Origin of the sequence: Leptospira ainlahdjerensis (assembly GCF_016919175.1) — a bacterium.
Classification (GTDB): domain Bacteria; phylum Spirochaetota; class Leptospiria; order Leptospirales; family Leptospiraceae; genus Leptospira; species Leptospira ainlahdjerensis.
Genome location: NZ_JAFFPU010000033.1, coordinates 125,832 through 144,653 on the forward strand (window position 1 = coordinate 125,832; position 18,822 = coordinate 144,653).

At 44.8% G+C, this 18,822-nt stretch carries 18 protein-coding genes; 6 read left to right on the top strand and 12 right to left on the bottom strand.

Annotation, left to right across the window (positions count from 1 at the left end):
• Positions 1–657: 657 nt before the first annotated feature.
• From JWG45_RS09365 to JWG45_RS09375, 3 genes are all read right to left on the bottom strand, one after another.
• Positions 658–1,635: a cysteine synthase A gene (locus JWG45_RS09365; RefSeq protein WP_205279531.1), complete on the bottom strand. Its 978-nt coding sequence runs from the start codon at positions 1,633–1,635 to the stop codon at positions 658–660.
• A 136-nt stretch (positions 1,636–1,771) separates the two neighbouring features.
• The gene (locus tag JWG45_RS09370) at positions 1,772–2,827 is read right to left on the bottom strand and encodes a class I fructose-bisphosphate aldolase (RefSeq protein WP_205279491.1); all 1,056 of its coding nucleotides are present in this window, start codon (positions 2,825–2,827) and stop codon (positions 1,772–1,774) included.
• A 113-nt stretch (positions 2,828–2,940) separates the two neighbouring features.
• The gene (locus JWG45_RS09375) at positions 2,941–4,413 is read right to left on the bottom strand and encodes an ATP-binding response regulator (RefSeq protein WP_205279492.1); all 1,473 of its coding nucleotides are present in this window, start codon (positions 4,411–4,413) and stop codon (positions 2,941–2,943) included.
• 286 nt (positions 4,414–4,699) lie between these two features.
• Between JWG45_RS09375 and JWG45_RS09380 the strand changes: the two genes are divergently transcribed.
• The 3 genes from JWG45_RS09380 (at position 4,700) to JWG45_RS09390 (ending at position 5,913) form a co-directional block, all read left to right on the top strand.
• Positions 4,700–5,140 (top strand): CBS domain-containing protein, encoded by a 441-nt coding sequence (locus tag JWG45_RS09380; protein WP_205279493.1) that lies wholly within the window; start codon positions 4,700–4,702, stop codon positions 5,138–5,140.
• Positions 5,141–5,212: 72 nt separating this feature from the next.
• Complete coding sequence (locus JWG45_RS09385; RefSeq protein WP_205279494.1) at positions 5,213–5,416, top strand: hypothetical protein; 204 nt, start codon at positions 5,213–5,215, stop codon at positions 5,414–5,416.
• Positions 5,413–5,913: an LIC_12238 family plasminogen-binding lipoprotein gene (locus JWG45_RS09390; RefSeq protein WP_205279495.1), complete on the top strand. Its 501-nt coding sequence runs from the start codon at positions 5,413–5,415 to the stop codon at positions 5,911–5,913. The genes JWG45_RS09385 and JWG45_RS09390 overlap by 4 nt, the downstream gene beginning before the upstream one ends.
• Position 5,914: 1 nt before the next feature.
• On the opposite strand, the gene JWG45_RS09395 is transcribed toward JWG45_RS09390, so the two are convergent.
• The 8 genes from JWG45_RS09395 to JWG45_RS09430 form a co-directional block, all read right to left on the bottom strand.
• Positions 5,915–7,867 (bottom strand): hypothetical protein, encoded by a 1,953-nt coding sequence (locus JWG45_RS09395; protein ID WP_205279496.1) that lies wholly within the window; start codon positions 7,865–7,867, stop codon positions 5,915–5,917.
• Entirely contained in the window at positions 7,857–8,321 is a 465-nt protein-coding gene (locus JWG45_RS09400; protein ID WP_205279497.1) for a chemotaxis protein CheW, read from the bottom strand. Before JWG45_RS09400 ends, JWG45_RS09395 begins: the two co-directional genes overlap by 11 nt.
• Positions 8,322–8,329: 8 nt before the next feature.
• Positions 8,330–9,067 carry a hypothetical protein gene (locus JWG45_RS09405; protein WP_205279498.1) on the bottom strand — a complete coding sequence of 246 codons (738 nt, stop codon included), beginning with the start codon at positions 9,065–9,067 and terminating at the stop codon, positions 8,330–8,332.
• 224 nt (positions 9,068–9,291) lie between these two features.
• The gene (locus JWG45_RS09410) at positions 9,292–10,353 is read right to left on the bottom strand and encodes a mannose-1-phosphate guanylyltransferase (RefSeq protein ID WP_205279499.1); all 1,062 of its coding nucleotides are present in this window, start codon (positions 10,351–10,353) and stop codon (positions 9,292–9,294) included.
• Positions 10,350–11,231, bottom strand: coding sequence for a hypothetical protein (locus JWG45_RS09415; protein ID WP_205279500.1), 882 nt, complete (start codon positions 11,229–11,231; stop codon positions 10,350–10,352). Before JWG45_RS09415 ends, JWG45_RS09410 begins: the two co-directional genes overlap by 4 nt.
• Entirely contained in the window at positions 11,231–11,479 is a 249-nt protein-coding gene (gene hfq / locus JWG45_RS09420) for an RNA chaperone Hfq (protein ID WP_003009702.1), read from the bottom strand. Before hfq ends, JWG45_RS09415 begins: the two co-directional genes overlap by 1 nt.
• Before the next feature lie 15 nt (positions 11,480–11,494).
• A complete protein-coding gene (gene miaA, locus JWG45_RS09425; RefSeq protein WP_205279501.1) occupies positions 11,495–12,388 on the bottom strand; it encodes a tRNA (adenosine(37)-N6)-dimethylallyltransferase MiaA in 894 nt (297 codons plus the stop codon).
• Between the two features lie 10 nt (positions 12,389–12,398).
• Complete coding sequence (locus JWG45_RS09430) at positions 12,399–12,866, bottom strand: TIGR02300 family protein (RefSeq protein WP_205279502.1); 468 nt, start codon at positions 12,864–12,866, stop codon at positions 12,399–12,401.
• 462 nt (positions 12,867–13,328) lie between these two features.
• On the opposite strand from JWG45_RS09430, the gene JWG45_RS09435 reads away from it, so the two are divergent.
• Positions 13,329–14,081, top strand: a complete 753-nt coding sequence (locus JWG45_RS09435; protein WP_205279503.1) for a pyridoxine 5'-phosphate synthase — start codon at positions 13,329–13,331, stop codon at positions 14,079–14,081.
• Here the strand turns inward: JWG45_RS09435 and JWG45_RS09440 are convergent.
• Positions 14,053–15,090, bottom strand: coding sequence for a hypothetical protein (locus JWG45_RS09440; protein ID WP_205279504.1), 1,038 nt, complete (start codon positions 15,088–15,090; stop codon positions 14,053–14,055). The two genes, JWG45_RS09435 and JWG45_RS09440, sit on opposite strands and share 29 nt — an antisense overlap.
• Here JWG45_RS09440 and JWG45_RS09445 point away from each other — a divergent pair.
• Positions 15,038–16,855 carry a S41 family peptidase gene (locus tag JWG45_RS09445; protein ID WP_205279505.1) on the top strand — a complete coding sequence of 606 codons (1,818 nt, stop codon included), beginning with the start codon at positions 15,038–15,040 and terminating at the stop codon, positions 16,853–16,855. The genes JWG45_RS09440 and JWG45_RS09445 overlap by 53 nt on opposite strands.
• 1 nt (position 16,856) lies before the next feature.
• A complete protein-coding gene (gene nadB / locus JWG45_RS09450) occupies positions 16,857–18,455 on the top strand; it encodes an L-aspartate oxidase (protein WP_205279506.1) in 1,599 nt (532 codons plus the stop codon).
• The last annotated feature ends 367 nt before the right edge of the window (positions 18,456–18,822 follow it).

Below are 18,822 nucleotides of genomic sequence, written 5' to 3' on the forward strand. Positions count from 1 at the left end.
TAAAACTGTGGGAACTCTCACAAATTCTGGACGAGAAAAATGAGTCCGATGTTTGCAAACGATCCGATTTGAGAAAACTGTGGGAACTCCTGCGTATGAGTAGATATTTCTAAAAGCGATTTACCCGCAAATGACTGAATTCTCAGAGAAAATCCGTCGGAACTACGACGTCCTTCTGTAAAAGTCGCGCCCCCCGCCCTGATCTTGGGTGGAGGGGTGGGTGGCGGGAAAAATTCCGGAAACTTTTCTCTATCAGAAAATCAAACTTTTCGCAAGCTCAAATCCCTGTGTAGGAACTCTAACAAAACGAAACAATTTCCATTCCAGCGTCCTCACAACTTGTAGAAAAAGGATATGCTGCAAAAAGCGCTCCGTCCAAAGTTTTGGGTTGAGTTTTTTTGATTGGAAGAGACCGATCACGTTAATTCAGCGTGACGCTTCTCTACGGATCGCGTCGCGGGAAAAGCTCGCGGACTTTCTCTATCAAAAGAACATACGTTTTGCGAGTGAAAGATCTCTTCTTCCCTTTCTTAAAACTCCGAACCTTCTTTTATAGAGACCAATTTTTCACAAAAAAACGCCTTTATAGGAACTCCCTCATATTATAAAAATCTAATTTGCCCAATCGTTTTCCGGCGAGAATCGCAACGCCCAAAGTCATTTCGGAACGGAATAACCTTTGGACAACAACCATTCTTCGTTGAAAATCCGAGATTGATATCTGGCTCCCGAATCGCAGAGGATCGTAACGATATTGTGACCAGGTCCGAGTTCCTTCGCTAACTTGACGGCCGCCCCCACGTTGATTCCGGAAGAGCCTCCCAAAAACAAACCGTCTTTATGTAGAAGTTGATAAACTACCTTTAGACATTCTTCGTCCGTGACTCGGATCGCGTCGTCCATCGGAGCGCCTTTCATGTTTTCGGTGATTCTTCCGTTACCGATTCCTTCGGTAAAAGAACTTCCTTCCGCAGTGACTTCACCCTTTTTTACAAAATTATAAATTCCGGAACCGTATGGATCCGCGACGATCGTTTTGATCTTAGAATTTTTTTCTTTTAAGAATAGGGAAACTCCCGCGTAGGTTCCGCCCGTTCCGAGCGAGGTGATCCAAGCGTCTACTTTACCGTCTGTCTGTTCCCAGATTTCCGGAGCGGTCGTCGCGTAGTGAGCGTTTCGATTGGCGAGGTTGTCAAACTGATTCGCCCAAACTGCGTTCCCGAGTTCTTCCGCGATTCTTCCCGAAACTTTTACGTAGTTGTTTGGATCCTTGTATGGAACTGCGGGAACCGTTCTCACTTCCGCACCTAAGGTTTTTAAGAGATCGATTTTTTCTTGGGACTGCGTATCCGGAATTACGATCAGGGTTTTGTATCCCTTGGAATTGCAGATATGAGTCAGACCGATTCCGGTATTCCCCGCAGTTCCTTCGACGACGGTTCCCCCGGGTTTTAAAAGTCCTTTTTTCTCCGCGTCTTCCACGATAAAAAGAGCGGCTCGGTCTTTTACGGAACCCCCAGGATTTAAGAATTCTGCCTTTCCGTAGATATTACATCCGGTCTCTTCGCTAAAACTGCGAAGTAGAATGAGCGGCGTGTTTCCGACCGCATTGGAAAAATCTTTTTTAACGTTCACAGCGCCTTCCGTTTGTATATTAGAATGCTCTAAACTTCTGAGTAGACCCTGAAACAAAAATACTCCGCATAGGTGCGGAGTATTTTCCATATTCTTCTTTTAGAATATTCTCCAAAAGGAATATTCTTTATTTTTATTAAGCGATCGTTACTTCTTTGGCAAGATAAACGTCTTGAATCGCGTTTAGAAGAGCAACTCCGTCTTTCATCGGCTTTTGGAAAGCCTTTCTTCCGGAAATCATTCCCATTCCACCCGCTCTTTTGTTGACAACTGCAGCTTTTACCGCGTCTCCGAGGTCGTTTTCTCCCGAAGCTCCTCCGGAATTGATCAAACCGATTTTTCCCATATAACAATTTGCTACTTGATAACGAGCCATATCGATCGCGTTATCCGCAGTTAAAGTTGTATACATTCTGTCGTCTTTTTTACCGAACTTCAGATCTCTGAAACCACCCGCATAAACTTCAGGAAGTTTTTGTTTTACGATATCGGCTTGGATCGTAGCGGCCAAGTGGTTTGCTTGTCCGGTAAGGTCGGTCGCTAAGTGATAGTCGATTTTGTCGGGTTTGAACGCGTCGTTTCTCAAGTAGGCCCAAAGGATCGTAACCATTCCGAGTTCGTGAGCTCTATGAAACGCTTCGGTGATTTCCTGGATTTGGCGGGAAGATTCATCGGATCCAAAATAGATCGTAGCTCCGACCGCAACCGCTCCCATGTCGAAAGCCTGTTCCACGTTCGCAAAAAGAATCTGATCGAACTTGTTCGGATACGAAAGAAGTTCGTTGTGGTTAATCTTAACGATAAAAGGAATCTTATGAGCGTATTTTCTGGAAACCAGACCCAATACTCCCAAAGTGGAAGCGACCGCGTTGCAACCGCCTTCGATCGCGAGTTTTACGATATTCTCCGGATCAAAGTAGGCAGGGTTTTTAGCGAAGGATGCGCCTGCACTGTGTTCGATTCCTTGGTCAACGGGAAGAATGGAAGTATAACCGGTTCCTGACAATCTTCCTGTATTTAAGATGGCCTGGTAGTTTCTAAGAACGGTATTGTTTCTATCACTTTTGGAAAAAATATCGTCTACGTAGTTGGCGCCTGGGAGGCTCAAAGATTCTTTTGGAATCGTCTTACAGGTATGGTTTAAAAGAGAATCCGCTTCTCCGCCCAGGGCGGCTTTGATTTTATCAATCATTCCTAAGTTCCTTGCTCGTTTTTGAATGTTGGATACAGTTTTTTTCACTCCACTTGGATTTTCCATCGATTTTCTGTCTCAATTTTGAAGTCCAAGACTCCAAAGAAAACCGATCAAACCGGGATTTGGATGATAAAATCCCAACCGGAGCCTATTTTTTTGAGGAGAAGTTGCCCTCGATTGGCTTGCAGAATTCCATAACAAACCGAAAGCCCCATACCGATTCGAGCGTCGTTGGAACGGAAATTTTCAAACGGCTCAAAACGACTTTCCTCGTCCACGTTGATATTGAGTTTTCCGGACACGAGAATTTTGAGATGAGCGCTTTCGGTTCCGTCTAACGTAGCTTTCATCTGAATCTTCGCCTTTTTCTGATTCTCCGTATAATAATAAAGAATGTTGTAGAGAACTTCTCGGATCTGATTGGGCCTGAGTTGCACTTCCAAGTTTTCTGGAATTTCTATTTCCAATTGAATCTCATGAGACTTGAGCATTTCGGAAATCATTCCCTCGACGGAGCTCACGAGTTGTTTTACGTTTGTTTTGAGGGGTTGTTCCGGATCCTGTCTGGAAAATAGAACCAAATTTCGAATGATGGAGGCGATTCTTTCCCCTTGTTCGATCACGAGTCTCGCGTAATTTTTTGTATCGGCGTCACCGCCCTTATGATTTCGAATGATATGGCCGTAGTTGATGATTCCCATCAAAGGATTGTTGATTTCGTGCGCGAGCCCGGCTGCAAGTTTTTGGATGGAATCCAGTCTTCTCTCGGATTGAATCACCTTTTCCATTTCCGAAATTTCCTTCTCTGAAACGGAAAGAGTGGAAAGTTCCGAAAGAGTGATGATCGAACCCGCGATCTTTCCGTCTTCGTCGCGAATCGGAGATACTCGGAAAGCGACTTGGATCCGGGTTCCATTTTTACGGATGAGAAGAGAAGGAATGTATTTGAGATGACTCGGCTTGAGAGTCCCCAACCCCGTTTTGATATTTTCCCCTTCGTCTGTCGAAAGGCTCAGAACCTTTTCCCCCGGTTCTCCCTGAACGTCGGAAAGGAGCCAACCCGTGAGAGATTCTGCGGTCCGATTCATAAAAAGAATTTTTCCTTCCCGATCCAAGGAAATCGCGCCTTCTCCGATGTTTTGAATAACGTCGCGGGCTTCCTTTCCTTCTTCCCTCGCCTTTCCAAATCTCTGTTGTTGTTTGAGTGCGATCTCGATGGAATTCTTAAGGGCAGTCGGTTGAAAGGGTTTGGAGATATATCCGAACATGGAAGCCTTGTCCACGGCGCGATTGAAGGTTTCTTCGTCCGCAAATGCGGTCATAAAGATGACGGGAACGTCCATCTTTTTCTGGATTCTTTCCGCGGCTTGGATTCCGTCCAATTCTCCCTCGATCCGAATGTCCATCAGAATCAAATCGGGTTTCGTACGTTCCGCGATTTCGAGGGCTTCGTCCGCGGTTCTAGCGGTTCCGGCGATATTGTATCCCAGTTTTTGGAGAGAAACCTGAAGATTGAACGCAATGAGCCATTCATCGTCCACGATTAGGATCGAAGGGGTGGAAATGGGGTCATTTGGATTCATTCTGGAATGGGATTGCCTTTGGCGAAAAAAATCTAAGAGTATACGTGAATTGAAAACCTTTTTTCATTTCAAAGAGAAGAATTCTACCGGAAGCACCTTTCGATCCAAAGATATTCCCGCTTTGGATCGAAAAATTCTTGAACCTGAGACCAAAAACCTCTAGCATACGGTTATCTCCCGAAAGTCCTTCGGCCACGAGGGAGAAATCCCTCCGAGAATTCCTAAAGTAACAGACGTTTTTCTTTTCGGAATTTCGAAGGAATGAGGCGAAAGATCTGGAGATGCTATGTACGTAAAACAAATCCTTGCAAAAAAAGACAGAAAGCTCCTTTCCGTAGAACCCGAAACTTCTGTAATGGACGCGGTCAAATTTATGACCAAATACGATATCGGATCTGTGATGATTTTGGGAGAAGGAAAACTAAAGGGCATTTTTACGGAAAGGGACGTTCTTCATCTTTCCGCGGAACTGGGATTGGATTTTTTTAAAAAATCGGTTTCCGAAGTAATGTCCACTTCCCTGACCACGATGTCTCCGGAAGGCGACGTGGATGAACTTCTTTCCATCATGCTCAACAAAAGAATTCGTCACATGCCTATTTTAGAAGACGGCATTTTGATCGGAATTGTTTCGATCGGAGACGCCGTAAAAGCGAAGATTGAAAAGACCGAAGAGGAAAATAAGAATCTAAAACAGTATATGTACAACGAAAACGGCTTTATCTGATCCAATTCTCTCTTTTTTTCTCTTTTTTCAGATTGCAGGAAACAAACGCCGGGTCATAGTAGAAGTAGAAATATGAAACTGATTCTTTTCATTCTGATGACCTATCTGGTGTATCGTTTTCTTTCGCGCTTTTTTACAAACCCGAAAGAGAATTCCTCTTCCACACAATGGAAGACGTTTTATACGAACGTTCCCCCTTCTTCCCAACCTCCCCGCGAAAAAGATATTTCCGAAAAGGCAAGAGTGATCGACTCCGCTTCCCTCAACGAAAAATGAAATTCTCCCCTTTGTATTTAAGAATTTTTGGTCTTCTTTTCGCCCTTCTCGTTTCGACTTCGTGTTTTAAACCCACCGGAGATTTTGGATGGGCAGTGTTAGACGAAGAAAAGTTCAACGTCCTCGAAAAGAAAATTATGACCGTGGGAGAATACACGATCACGAGGGAGAATCTGATTTTCCCGGACGATAAAACTATTCACTACATCTATCGATTCTCCAGAGCCGTTCCGGAAACCGCTGAAACCTATGTGAGTTTAAGTCGATTTCAATTGGGATACAACGAACTCGACGTTCTTCGCAAAAGACCGAATCCGATTTCAAAAACGATCGAAGGATCGTTCCAAGGGCTGACACCCGGAAAGTATCTTTTGAAAGTCGCGTATGAAGGAGACGTGATCGACGAGGTGGAATTTTTGGTAAGAACTCCGAAGGGTTCTTTCAGCGAAGAAGCTTCTTCGCAATCCGATGACGATATCGAAAAAGCGATGAAGTAATCTAAAGAGGTTCTCTTTTGATCCCGTCTTCCAGAATTTTATTGATCCGATCGATGTTTTTTAGGGAAAGATTGACCTCGACGGAGTTTCCGATTCTAACGATATCCTCATAGAGTTTCCTCGCAGAAATAAAATCCTTTTCCTCTTCCAAAAGAACGGACCACTTCTTCATCGCCAGGGTTACGGGTGTAGAATGGAGTTTGGTTTTCACCACACCAAGACGGCTCGTGGATTCCTGAAAATCCAAATCTTTTAGACGATACTGCGCCATCGTAGAATCGTCAGTCTTTTCCAAAAGACTCTTCTTGATCGCGAGGGTTTCCTTTTTTAGAACCGCATTCTTAGATTCTTCATTCTTGAAAATATCTTTGAGTTTTTCGTAAGATTTTACGGAACCGGTGAGAAATGTTTTCTCCTCTCGAGGTTTTCTCTGATACGCGTAGAATTTGGAAATCCCGTATTGTGCGAGAAATTCCTGACGATACAACTCGCAAACGTCCGCAAAAGGAAGATTGGAATTTTCAGGATTCGGACGTTCTTTCAACCAGATTCCATAATAAAGAGCGGCCCTTTCCAGATCGCCCGTCCGATTTTCAAAAAAGGATCCGAGCTCGTAAGCGAATGCGATTCTCTTTTTGGAATCGGTTTCCGCTTTGTAGTAGAGTTCGTAGTAGGAAGAAGCGAGGACGTTCTGTTTGAGCTCGGTGTAAAGAGACGCGATCGAAATATAAACCGGGGCGAGTTTGGATTCTTCAATTTTTTCTTTGCGAGCGAGTTCGAGATACTTTTGAAAAAAATCGATCGACTTTGCTTTTTTACCCGAGGCCTTGAGTTCTTTTGCAAGATCTAAGAATGCGTCCTTAGCTTCCGGATCGAGTTTTGTAACGAGTTCCCAGAGAGCCGCGGTCGCAAAAAAATCGGTGTTTCGCTTGTAATCGAATAATACAAAAATCCCGGTTCCGCTCACGGAAAGATTGTTCACCACTTTGAGTCTTTCCTTGTTTTCGTTCTCCGCTTGTTTGATCAGATTGGCGAGATAATAGACGGTGGCCGCGTCTTCTTTGGATTTTTTCTTTCGGAAGTTTTCGTACCCAGACGACTTAGAATCGGAATATTCTTTTTCCTTTGTTTTTAAATCTTTATCCGCGGCTGTGATTCTCTCTTTTAGAGCGGGAAGATCTTTTGCGAAAAGAGTTCTTTCGGAAGTCGATCCGTCCGGATTTCGTTCGGTTGTCCTCGTTTCCCTTCCACGTATGACGTTCGATTCCACGAGATGAAAGAAATCTTTTGTTTCCCTGTTTTGTTTTCTGGCCTTTTCTAAATTCTCCAGCGCCTGTCTGTGAGACGCTGCGGTTTGTTTTTCGGCGGGATCGAAGATTTCGACTAATCTACGTTCGTCTAAGAATTCTTCTTCGGTATGACTGAAATCCCTATAACGAATCGCTGTAAGCGCGGCTTCGATCGCCTTCGCGTTCTGTTTTTTTTCGTTGTAAACTTTCGAGAGAAGTAGATGCAATTCGTATAATATAGGAGAATCCCTCATCATTCCGGAAGGGGAAAGTTTAGAGAACATGTTCAGAACCAAAAGTCGGATCGTATTTCGATTTGTGTTTTCATCGAAAATTTTTCCGAGACGTTTTTCCTCTTCGATCCTTCTCGAATCGATAAATTGACTGTAATAGTTGTTGAGAACTTTTTGGATTTCGGAAATGGGATCTTTGGTAGGATCGGCGAGCGCCTCTCTTACGTTCTTGAGGTCTTGCTCTGTGATTTTTACCGAGGGAGGATCGTATAGATTTTTAGAATCGTATCTTCTGTCCTGTTCGTCCGAAAAAAGGGAAGCCCCCCCGAAGAAAACGAGGCCGATGATTAGTAAAAATTTTCTTAGGGAAAAGGCGGAGCGTTCCACAAAGAAACGTTGCCGATTTCGAAACTGCGTTTGTTCATCCGACATTGCTTCCTAATTCGGCCAATTCTTCCGATCCCAAAATCTTTTCCACGTCTATGATGATGATAAATCGATCGTCTTTTTTGCCGATCCCGGTGATGTATCTTCCCGAAATTCCTTTTACGGAAGGAGGTGGAGGATTGATGGACTCCGGCGGAAAAAGAACCACGTTAGACACCTTGTCTACGATAATTCCCACCGAATGACCTCCGACCTTGACCACGATGGCTCGATCGTAAGAAAGATCCCCTTCTCTCGGTACGGTAAGCTTTACCGCGAGATCCACCATCTTTACGACCTTTCCTCGAATGTCCATGATACCGGCGAAGTACGCTTTCGCTTTGGGAATTCGGATTAAATTATCGATCTTGATGATCTCGTCTACCAAGGAAATGGGAATCGCGTATTCCTCGTCCCCCAAACTGAATAGAATGTACTGGTGGTCGATTTCGGATGACATGATTTACCTCAATACCGGGTATATCCGACGTAGTAAAAGTAAGATCCCAGACTCATGAACAAGAGGACTTTTACGAAGAGCGGATTTCTTTTTCTCAGCATCCAGTCTAATCCGCCAAAAAGCAAACCGAAAACGGCGAGAGAAAAACCCAAGAGATAGAAATCGGTGTAGGCATAATAAATCCCGAGCGCCGAACAAGCTCCGAGAAGAAGGTCTTGAAATTCGCTCCAAAATCTTTTCTTAACACGAACGATCCAAGGTTCTTTGTATTCGCGCTCTCTTGAAAAAATTCTTTGCCAAAATGTTTTCTGATGATGGATCCCGAAGATATGATCGTAACGAGTCGAAGTTTCCCAAGGTCGGGGAATGTTTGTTTCGGTTTGACCGAGCGGTGATTTTGAAATTCCGTATTGTCCACCGAGAGTGGAAAGAAGATCTGGGTCCGGTAAACAGGAGAATATTTCCTGAAACGGAGCAAGCTTCGAATAGATAGGAACCATTCTCCCGCTCGAAAGATCTTTCTCCTGGAGTACGGTTCCGTCTTTGATGGTGGCGATGTAGATACGTCCGTTCTCACCCGCGATTTCGAGGGTAATGCGAACTTTCTTTTCGTGAAAATTGAGATCCGCCTGAAGAATGTCGCCCGTGGGGGTTGTGGCGGAATAAGATTTTGTGTAACCTCTCGCAGGAGGAGACTCTTTCTTCCACCACCTGCGAAAAATTGAATAATCCTGAAATGAGCCCATACCGAGTATATCGGTCGATTCGGAAATGGGCTTAACAGTCCTATGATGTCTCTAGCTTGATTCCGGGAATTCCCGGAGAAGGAAGGAGGATCTACGGATTACTTTTTCTTCTTATGTCTGTTCGCTCTTCTCTTTTTCTTTCTTTTATGAGTCGCGATCTTTCTGCGCTTTCTTTTCTTACCTGAAGGCATTCAGAACTCCTTAGATTTCCTCATGTCAGAAAACTATTCTGTGTACTTTTGTAAAGTTTTATTTTTACGGAGTTCCGCGACGAGGTTTTTGATGTCGCCTACTCCCGTTTTGGTACTGATAAAGAGAACGTCTTCCTCTTCGACCACGATCAGATCTTGAACTCCGAGAAGTGCTGTAAATTCTTTTCTAGTTTGAGTGATGTTTCCGGAAGACTTATGAAATAGAATCGCATTCCCCATGTGTCTGTTTTCGGAAGAATCTCCGGGCATCACTCTTTCCAGAGAAGTCCAGGAGCCCACGTCATCCCAACCAAAACTCGCTTCCACCATACGAATGCGGGAACTCTTTTCCATGATCGCGATATCGACCGGATCCGAAGGAAGAATTTTGAACGCCGCGCCCAACTCGCCCGCCTTTTTAAACGGAAATCTTTCTTCGAGAGGTCCGAGAATTTTCGGAGAATGTGCTTTAAATTCTTCTAATATAGTGGAAGTCTTCCAGAGAAAGATTCCCGGGTTCCAATAAAAATTCTTCTTTTTGATATACTTGAGCGCGGTTTTGACGTCCGGTTTTTCGTAAAAAGATTTTACCGCAAAACAACCGTCAGTCGATTTTCCGGCTTCAATATAACCGTATCCGACTTCGGGACGATTCGGTTTGATTCCGAGAAGAACCAGATGATTCTCCGCCTGTTCGAGAGCTTTGTTGATCGTCTTCGTAAATTCCTTTACCGGATTGATCCATGCGTCCGCGGACAAGACGACCTGAATCGGGTCTCCGTATTGTTCTTTGAAATAAAGAGACGCAAGTGCGATGATGGGAGCGGTGTTTTTGCCTTCGGGTTCTATGATGAAATTCTTTTCAGGAAAGTTTTTTTCCTGTGCGAGGATGGATTTTTTGAGACTCGCGTTGGTTCCGATATAAATGCGATCGATCGTCGTGATCGTAAGCGCTCTTTCCAAGGTTTCCTTGAGAAGAGTTTTGTTGGAATAAACTTTCTGTAATTGTTTCGGTGTGGAAACTCTGGAACGCGGCCAAAAACGTTCTCCTTTGCCTCCGGCCATAATCAATACTACGGGTTTGTCCTGTTTCATTCTACCTCTTTGGGTCTTTTTACTGCGCCGTTCTTTTTCTTTTTAGAAGTCGGGATTTCTCCCAAGATCATTTCCGACGGAAGAAGAATCACTTCCACGTGATCGGATAAGGTTTCATAGAGAACGAATTCTTTCATGTCCGGATTTTTCGTTACGAAGTCTTTCGTTTTTTCCAGACGTTTTAGGAGCGCGCTTGTTTTGGCGTCCTCTTCGATCTTGAGAGCTTCTGCTTTTCCGAGCGCCGCTACGAGCTCAAGTTTTCTTTGTAAGAGAAGATTTTGATTTCGATAAATTCCGTTGATCAGAGCGGCGTCCGGAACGTGTAGATCCAGAATTCTTAGACTCAGAGTTTTGATCGTCTTTTCTTCCCCAAGGAGATCGACGGCCAGATTGTTTCGGGTATAATTTTCGAGATTGTTTTTGAGAAGAGCGGGATTGTTTAGAGATTCTTCGATCTTCTTGCGAAGAATAGAATGTAATAATTTACTAATATAGTTGCTTATCTTTTCGTCTTGAATCCCGGCGGTTTCCAAAAACTCGGGCGCGCGTTGAGAATCGAGGGAATATTTGACTTCGAGTTTGATCTTGATCTTTCCTTCGGAGGAAGATTCGGGGAAAAGCCCCGAAGAAAGATCCACGCTTAGATTTGCATTCGCTACCCTGGAAGAAATTGGAAAACGAAGGACCTGAAATTTCCAGGGAAGAATCGCCTTCCATTCAAAGACGTATCCCGGTCCGCCCGTATATTCTAAGATTTCCTCGGAACCGTCGACAACGAGAAGCGCATCCCCCTCTTTGAGGGGGATCAGACAAAAATAGAGAAGAGTTGCAAATAGTCCCGGAATGAGAATCCAGAACAGTTTCATCCAAAATCGCATTATCCTTGGGCTGCGTCTTTGGTTTCCTCGGTGTAGAGCTTGATGATCTTTGCGGGAATGATCGTCGAGATCGCGTGTTTATAAACAAGACTCTGTTTATTTTCCTGCTCCAGAACGATCGTAAAATTATCAAAGCTGACTACCTTACCTTTCAAGGGAACCCCGTTTAATAGATAAATGGTAAGATCCAATTTATCCTTCCGGGCAGTGTTTAAGAGTTGGTCTTGTATGTTGTTTTTAGCAGACATCTTTTTTTGTTTCCGTTACTTTATATGTTTTATTGTTTCCAGCGCCTCAGTCCGACCCATTGGTTTGAGATATGTTTCCTTTCGAAACCAGGTGATCTGTCGTTTGGCATAATTCCTATGAGATTGGCTCAAATCCATAAGGAATGTCTCTAGATTGGAGTTTCCTTTTTTATTTTCAAGTGCAAAATTATAGCCAAGGGATTTGAGTCCGGGACAATTCGATCCGTAGAGTTCTTGAATCTTCCAAGCCTCATCGGCCATTCCTTGATCGATGATTTCTTTGGCGCGAACGTTGATCCGATCATAAAGTTCTTTCCGATCCAGATCGAGAAAGACGCCCAAACGAATGTTCAAATTGTATTTTTGAATCGCAGAAGTTTGGAGATCGATTTTCAATGCAGACCAACGTTCTCCCATCAGATTTACCTCAAGAGCGCGACCCAGACGATAGTCATCACCGGGAAAAATTTTTTCCAAAGAATCCGGATCCAATTCTTGCAGACGATTTCTCTTTTGTTCCGGACTCATCGAAAGAACTTTGTTTCTCACTTCTTCGGAGATTTCGGGAACGGCAAACATTCCAAACAAAAACGCTTTTAGATAGAATCCGGTTCCCGCCGTAAAAACCGGGATTTTGTTTTGATTTAAGACTTTGCGTAAGGCTTCGTCCGCGAGGCGATTGTAAAGACCGGCGTCGACGTTCTCGGAAGGAGAAAGGACTTCGACGAGGTGGTGGCGAATTATAGATTGCTGTTCTTTTGTAGGGGCCGCGGTGCCGATCGGCATCTCGCGGTAAATTTGCCTGGAATCAAAGGAAAGAATTTCGAACCTTTCCGGATCGAGTTCCGTGATGAGAGAAGTTTTGCCCGCTCCCGTGGGAGCGGCCAGAATGAGAATCGGATGAGACAAGAAAGAAAGATTACTCTTCGGTTTCTTCCGCCTCTTCCTCTTCTTCCAAAGCCTCTTCGAGAGGTTCTTCGACGAATTCCAAATCCTCGTCTTCGGCGATTGCATCGTCGTCGATGATTTCTTCCTCTTCGACCACTCTCGGACGAACAGTTCGAGTACGGGTTACCGGACGTTTGTTTTGATCGGCCCCACATTTAGGACAGATCTTTTCTTCTTTATTGAGATCGTAAAATTTCGTGGAACAAGTATGGCAGGTCCATTTTTTTCCAAGGGGATTGAGAGCTACGCCCTTGGACCCCGAGGCCTTTTTAGTTCCTGCGGCTTTGGACGCCGGACTCGAAAGAGCCTTTTTGATAATTTCTTCTTTCTTCTTTGTCGAAGCAGAAGCTTTTTTGGGCGCGGCTTTCTTAGCCGGTGCCTTTTTTTTAGCCGCGGCCGAGACAGTTTTTTTGGAAGTAGTCTTCTTACTGGTTGCCATCGGAATTGACCATGCTCTGCGAGAGGTATTCACGTTCAAGCAGAAATATTATTATTCTCCGTCCAAGAGAGAAATCTTCTTTGTCCACAAATCGCTCCATTCTCAAGAGGAAACCGTCGGAGGTACGACTCATCGTGAAACTTCGCGCGCCCCACCCTGACTTTGGGTGGAGGGGTGGGTGGTGGAAGTTTCGGAGGACTTTCCTCTATCACAAAATCGTAATTTTGCAAGCAAAAGTCTTCCTGTAGGAACTCCTCAAAACGTCTCTCGAAAGTATTTCCCTTTCCTTCTTATTCTTCATTGGCGGGCAAGAATCTGCCAACTCGGACGGGGCGCAACCCTAACCGATTTGTAGGAGAAATGCAAGGAAAGAATCCTCTGAAACTCGGTTTTTTTTCAATTCCCAGAATGAAACCGAATCCACTTTTTAGCAAAAGAGCCCCTTTCTTTTAGGAGAATCCGTTGAAAACCAAGCTGAGCGTAAATATCAATAAAATCGCGACTCTGCGAAATTCCCGAGGTGGAAATATTCCCGATCTCATCCATTTTGCAGAATTGATTCTCAAAGCGGGAGCGGAGGGAATCACGGTCCATCCCCGGGAAGACCAAAGACATATCCGAAAAGACGACGTCTTCTCCCTTAAGGAATTTCTCACCGACTACAATCGAAAAAACAAAACCTCGATCGAATACAATATCGAAGGAGAACCTTCTTCCCGTTTTATCGAATTGGTCCTCGCGGCAAAACCGGATCAGGCGACCTTAGTCCCCGTGACTCCGGGAGAAATCACATCCGATCACGGATTTGATTTTCAAAAGGACTTGGATACTATTCAAGAATATTCTAAAATTCTAAAAAAGGAAGGAATCCGCACCGCCCTCTTTGTGGAAACCGATCTGGAGAATCTAAAACTCGCCTCTCTTTCCGGAGCCGACCGCGTGGAATTTTACACAGGTCCTTTTGCGGAAGCCTTCGATCGTTCTCCCGAAGAAGGAAAAAAATCCTTTGAAACGTTGTATGTTCCCGCGGCAAAAGAAATTCTTTTGCAAAAGATGGGAATCAACGCGGGACACGATCTGGATCAGAACAATCTTTTCCTCTTTTCAAAACTCCCCGGTCTTCTGGAAGTTTCGATCGGGCATCGCCTGATTTCCTACGCTCTGGAAGTTGGAATCGAAAAAAGCGTCAAGGAGTATCTTCGAGCTCTTTTGTGAGTTCTCGAAATCCTTCGAATGTAGGATCTCCTTGGATTAGATAGAATGCCGCTTTTTTGAGATGAAGCGCGAGATATTTCGAATTCGGATTTTTTTGTGAGATCGTTTCCAAAGTTGTTTTGAACTTTTTTAGTTGTTCGATCGCCTTGGGTTTGTTTTTCGATCTCACGGATTGACGAAATTCTTTCCAGACCTTTGTGACTTCTTGGTTCGGATTCTGCGTCTTTTCCAGAGTTTGTTTTCGCACCACCCCGGTCACGTCCCAGACTTCCTTATACGGATGGGAATTTTCCAGAAATTTATAATATTCTTTCGTATAACTCACCGCATTCGGTTTGAGATTGAGAAGGGAAGCCGATTCTCCCACACATTCCGAAAAAATTCCTTTTTTGAGAGATTCTTTTCCGATCTCTTTCATTTCGGCGAGAACCATCAGATCCGCGAGGGTTTCATTCTTCTTTCCCTCTTTGCAGTTTTTGATCGCTCGGAAATATCTTTTTTCCACTTCGTCGATCGCAAGCGCTTCCCCTTGTTCCAACTCCAGATAATACGCGGATTGAAACACCTGGTCTCGATAGAGTGTGTCCTCAGGCTCCGCCTTTCTCGCACGAAGTGCGTATTCCAAAGCGTCCGGATAATTTTTGGTGGATGCAAAAAGTACGGAGAGATTGTAACAAGAAAGGGCTCGATCGGGTCTTAGAGAACGACAGCTCGATTTTAAAAGTTTGATCGCGGATTCTCTTTCTTCGGGGGTTCCGTAAAATTCTAAAATCGCCTGTTCTTGTATCATTTCGAGCGCGAATCTTCCCGAGCCGGGGAAAGAAACCGTCGAACAAGAGAATGCGAATTGTAAAATCAAGAGAAGGAAGACTGAACTTCCGCCCCAAAGGGATTGACACTTTGAGATTTGAATAGAGAATGAACCGAAAATTTCCTGAAATCTGAGGGACACGAGTTTGAAAAAAGGATCTGCCGCGCTTTCGTTATTACTTTCCACTCTTTTGACCATATTTATCCTGTACTGCGAGCCTACATCCGGCAAGTCCCCGGTCAAGGCAGACTTTACCCTCAAAGACTTTGATAACGTGGTGAACACCGTATCTCGGTATTACATCGATAAGAATATCGATAAAAACCGAGCCTATCGAGAGGCCGCGATCTACGCCCTCTTATCGCTTCCCCATTCCATCTATCTCTATCCTGAGAGTTATTTCAAGGAAAGAGAGAAATATGAGGAAAAGGACGAAACGTTTCCGGGGAAAACTTTCAAGATTTCCACCGATGATTCTTTCGTTCTCTTTGATCCGGACTACGCAGAAGTAGAGAAGATCAGAGATCGTAAACTCAAAGAAGACGCAAACAAAACCAAGGTCAGCGACGACGAAGTCAAAAAACTCGTGGAAAGAGAAAAGGTTCGTAAGAACGTCCTTTCCGCAAAATGGGAACAAACCGGTTTTAGCAAAAAAGACTTTGATCGAATTCTAGCTTACATCGAAACCAATCTGGACAAATACAAGGATTCTCCTCTCAAAGATCCGTTCGGAGAAGCAGAAGAAAAATCCAAAGAACCGTTTACGATGAACGACGTCCTTCTCGCCGCGGCGAACGGATATCTTTCCTCTCTCGATCCCCACAGTAACGTCTTCCTTCGTTCGGCTTGGGAAGAATCTATGGCAAAAATTCAAGACGGAAGTTTTGAAGGAATCGGAGCCATTCTTTCCGGTGGAGGAAACAGAGAAGTTGTGGTGGAGAATCCTCTCGAAGGAAGACCCGCCGTCAACGCAGGAATTCGCTCCGGGGACGTGATCCTTGCAGTGGACGGAAAATCGATCAAAGGAATTCTTCTGGATAAGGTCGTAGAAAAGATCAAAGGAAAAAAAGGTTCCAAGGTCGCGCTTACGATCCAAAGAAAAGGAGTTCCCGGAACCCTGAACATCGAAGTCGTACGAGACACGATTGAAATCAAAAACTTAAGTAGCAAACTCATAGAAGGACACGAGCATATCGGTTATATCAAACTCACCGGTTTCGTAAAATCGGAAGACGGTCCTTCTGTCGACCGAGAGTTGATGGATAAATACAAGGAACTCGAAAAGGAAGCCCAAGCAAAGGGAACCAAACTCAAGGCTGTGATCTTAGATCTTCGAAGCAACGCCGGCGGTTATTTGGATCTTGCGATCGACATCGCCGATATGTTTATCGAAAAGGGTTTGATCGTTTCTACAAAAAGCCCGAACAGAAGTCCCGAAGACGCTTATGCAAAAAATAAGGATATCACCAATTTACCGTTAGCCGTTCTGATCAACGCGAAGTCTGCTTCTGCGTCGGAGATCGTTGCGAGCGCGATCAAACACCACGGAAGAGGATTGATCTTAGGAGAAAGAACTTTCGGTAAGGCAACCGTTCAAAAACTGATGCCTCTCGGAAACGACTACCTGATCAAACTTACCCAGGCTCGGTATTATTCTCCGTCAGGAAACACGATTCAGGTCGTGGGTGTAAAACCGGATATCGACATTTCTTCCGAAGAAGACGGATCCTTTCCGTTCCGATTCAGAGAGGAGAATATGTGGAATCACCTTTCCGAACTGCCGGCGGCTGCGGAAGAAAAAAGCACGTTTGACGTGAAAAAACTGGAATCTTGGGTTCAGAAGAATGGAAAGGCGGCGTCGTTTATCGCAGAACACAAAAATGACCCGATCAAACCCGACTATCAACTCATTCGCTCCTTGGATTATATAGAAGCGCTGATCAACACACAAAAAAAGAAATAGTATGCCCCGTATCAAAACGGACTTTTTAGTCCTAGGGAGCGGAATCACAGGCCTTTTCGCCGCGCTGAAACTGGCTCCCTTCGGCTCCGTCATTATCGTAACCAAAAAATCGGACTACGAATCCAATACAAACTACGCGCAGGGCGGAATCGCTTCCGTCTTTGCAGAAGGTGATAAACTTTCGGACCACGTCGCTGACACTCTGGAAGCGGGAGCCTGGCTCTGCGACCCGGCGGCGGTTCAAGTCCTCGTGGAAGAAGGCCCTCCTCTCGTAAAAGAACTCTTAAACTACGGCGTCCCATTCAATCTGGAAGCATCCGGAAAGTTCGACCTTTCCCGGGAAGGCGGACACGGTAAAAATCGGATCGTACACGCGCACGACAGAACCGGAAGGGAAATCGAAAAAACACTCCTAAAAGTGGTAAAATCAAATCCGAATATTCAAATTTTAGAATATCATACTCTCGTAGATCTGATCACTCCCCACCATCTAAAACAAAAAGGACTCGTTTGTTACGGAGCCTACGTGCTTTCCAATCAAAGCGGAGAGGTGTTTCCGATTCTCGCGAAAGAAACGATTCTTGCGACCGGAGGCGCCGGACAGGTTTATTCGCATACGACCAATCCGAAGATCGCAACCGGAGACGGGGTCGCATCCGCTTACAGAGCCGGAGCGCTCATTAAGAATATGGAATTCTATCAGTTCCATCCGACCGCCCTCTATCACGAAGACGGAGATTCTTTTTTGATTTCGGAAGCCGTTCGAGGAAAGGGCGGGATTCTTCTTTCCTTGGATAAAGAACCGTTTATGAAACGTTATCATCCAATGGCGGATCTGGCGCCAAGAGACGTAGTCGCGCGCGCGATCGACTCCGAGATGAAAAAACGGGGAGAAGAACACGTCTGGTTGGACATCACCCACCTTCCTTCCACGGAAATCCGAGAATCCTTTCCTTCGATCTATGAAAAGTGTAAAGAACTCGGAATCGATATCACCACCGATCTGATCCCGGTCGTTCCTGTGGCTCACTTTCTTTGTGGAGGCGTCGCCTCGGATTTGGAGGGAAAAACCACGATCGCCAATCTTTCGACGGCGGGAGAAACGGCTTGTACGGGAGTTCACGGAGGAAATCGCCTCGCATCCAACAGTCTTTTGGAATGTCTCGTGTTCTCCAATCGGATCGCAAAAAGAATCCAAAAACAAAAACCGGAATTCACTTCTTCTCACGATCGGATTCCTTCCTGGAACAAAGAAGGCATGGTCAACACGGAAGAATGGGTTTTGATCTCACACGACTTAAACGAAATCAAAAGTACGATGAGCAACTATGTGGGAATCGTTCGTTCCAATCTGCGACTCGAAAGGGCCAAAAGAAGAATGGACTTGATCTACGAAGAAGTAAAAGACTACTACAACCGGACGGTGATCACAAATCCTCTGATAGAACTTAGAAATTTAGTGATCGTAGCGGAACTCATCATTCGTTCTGCTCTTTCGCGAAAAGAAAGTAGAGGTTTGCATTTTACCACGGATTACTCCGAAAATAGAAATCCATCGCGTATCGATACGGAAATTCGAAACGACAAGGTTCCTCTTTAAAAATTGAAGCAAAACGTGTTTTTTTGGGAATCGCTTCACCATTGGAAATGGAGAATTTTGTAGGAAGTTTTGTCCCTAACCCTCAGGACAATAGAAGAACGACTCCTAAAAAAGTAGCGATCAGCCGGTCACTAAGCCGAGGCCTCTTTTAAAAATCCCTGTGGGAACTCCTCCAATCGGCCTCTGCTTTTCTCCCGAGTTTTGCAAACGAGGTTTTCAAGATAAAACGCAAACTCTCGGAGCGGATCGGGATCGGAACCAAACTTCTTTCGGCTTGCAAATCCATCGTAAGGGAGTCTTTGATGGGAACGAGAGAGCCGTTTAAGCTCCTCTGAGAAGTTCCAAGTTCCCCAAAAAATGATCACCC

Bases quoted from the DNA above. Each gene is read 5' to 3' on its own strand.
- JWG45_RS09400 (WP_205279497.1), bottom strand. From the start codon at position 8,321: ATGTCATCCGAAATCGACCACCAGTACATTCTATTCAGTTTGGGGGAC.
- JWG45_RS09415 (WP_205279500.1), bottom strand. From the start codon at position 11,231: ATGCGATTTTGGATGAAACTGTTCTGGATTCTCATTCCGGGACTATTT.
- JWG45_RS09440 (WP_205279504.1), bottom strand. From the start codon at position 15,090: ATGGTCAAAAGAGTGGAAAGTAATAACGAAAGCGCGGCAGATCCTTTT.
- JWG45_RS09405 (WP_205279498.1), bottom strand. From the start codon at position 9,067: ATGGGCTCATTTCAGGATTATTCAATTTTTCGCAGGTGGTGGAAGAAA.
- JWG45_RS09380 (WP_205279493.1), top strand. From the start codon at position 4,700: ATGTACGTAAAACAAATCCTTGCAAAAAAAGACAGAAAGCTCCTTTCC.
- JWG45_RS09375 (WP_205279492.1), bottom strand. From the start codon at position 4,413: ATGAATCCAAATGACCCCATTTCCACCCCTTCGATCCTAATCGTGGAC.
- JWG45_RS09390 (WP_205279495.1), top strand. From the start codon at position 5,413: ATGAAATTCTCCCCTTTGTATTTAAGAATTTTTGGTCTTCTTTTCGCC.
- JWG45_RS09385 (WP_205279494.1), top strand. From the start codon at position 5,213: ATGAAACTGATTCTTTTCATTCTGATGACCTATCTGGTGTATCGTTTT.
- nadB (WP_205279506.1), top strand. From the start codon at position 16,857: ATGCCCCGTATCAAAACGGACTTTTTAGTCCTAGGGAGCGGAATCACA.
- JWG45_RS09395 (WP_205279496.1), bottom strand. From the start codon at position 7,867: ATGTCGGATGAACAAACGCAGTTTCGAAATCGGCAACGTTTCTTTGTG.
- JWG45_RS09430 (WP_205279502.1), bottom strand. From the start codon at position 12,866: ATGGCAACCAGTAAGAAGACTACTTCCAAAAAAACTGTCTCGGCCGCG.
- hfq (WP_003009702.1), bottom strand. From the start codon at position 11,479: ATGTCTGCTAAAAACAACATACAAGACCAACTCTTAAACACTGCCCGG.
- JWG45_RS09410 (WP_205279499.1), bottom strand. From the start codon at position 10,353: ATGAAACAGGACAAACCCGTAGTATTGATTATGGCCGGAGGCAAAGGA.
- JWG45_RS09370 (WP_205279491.1), bottom strand. From the start codon at position 2,827: ATGATTGATAAAATCAAAGCCGCCCTGGGCGGAGAAGCGGATTCTCTT.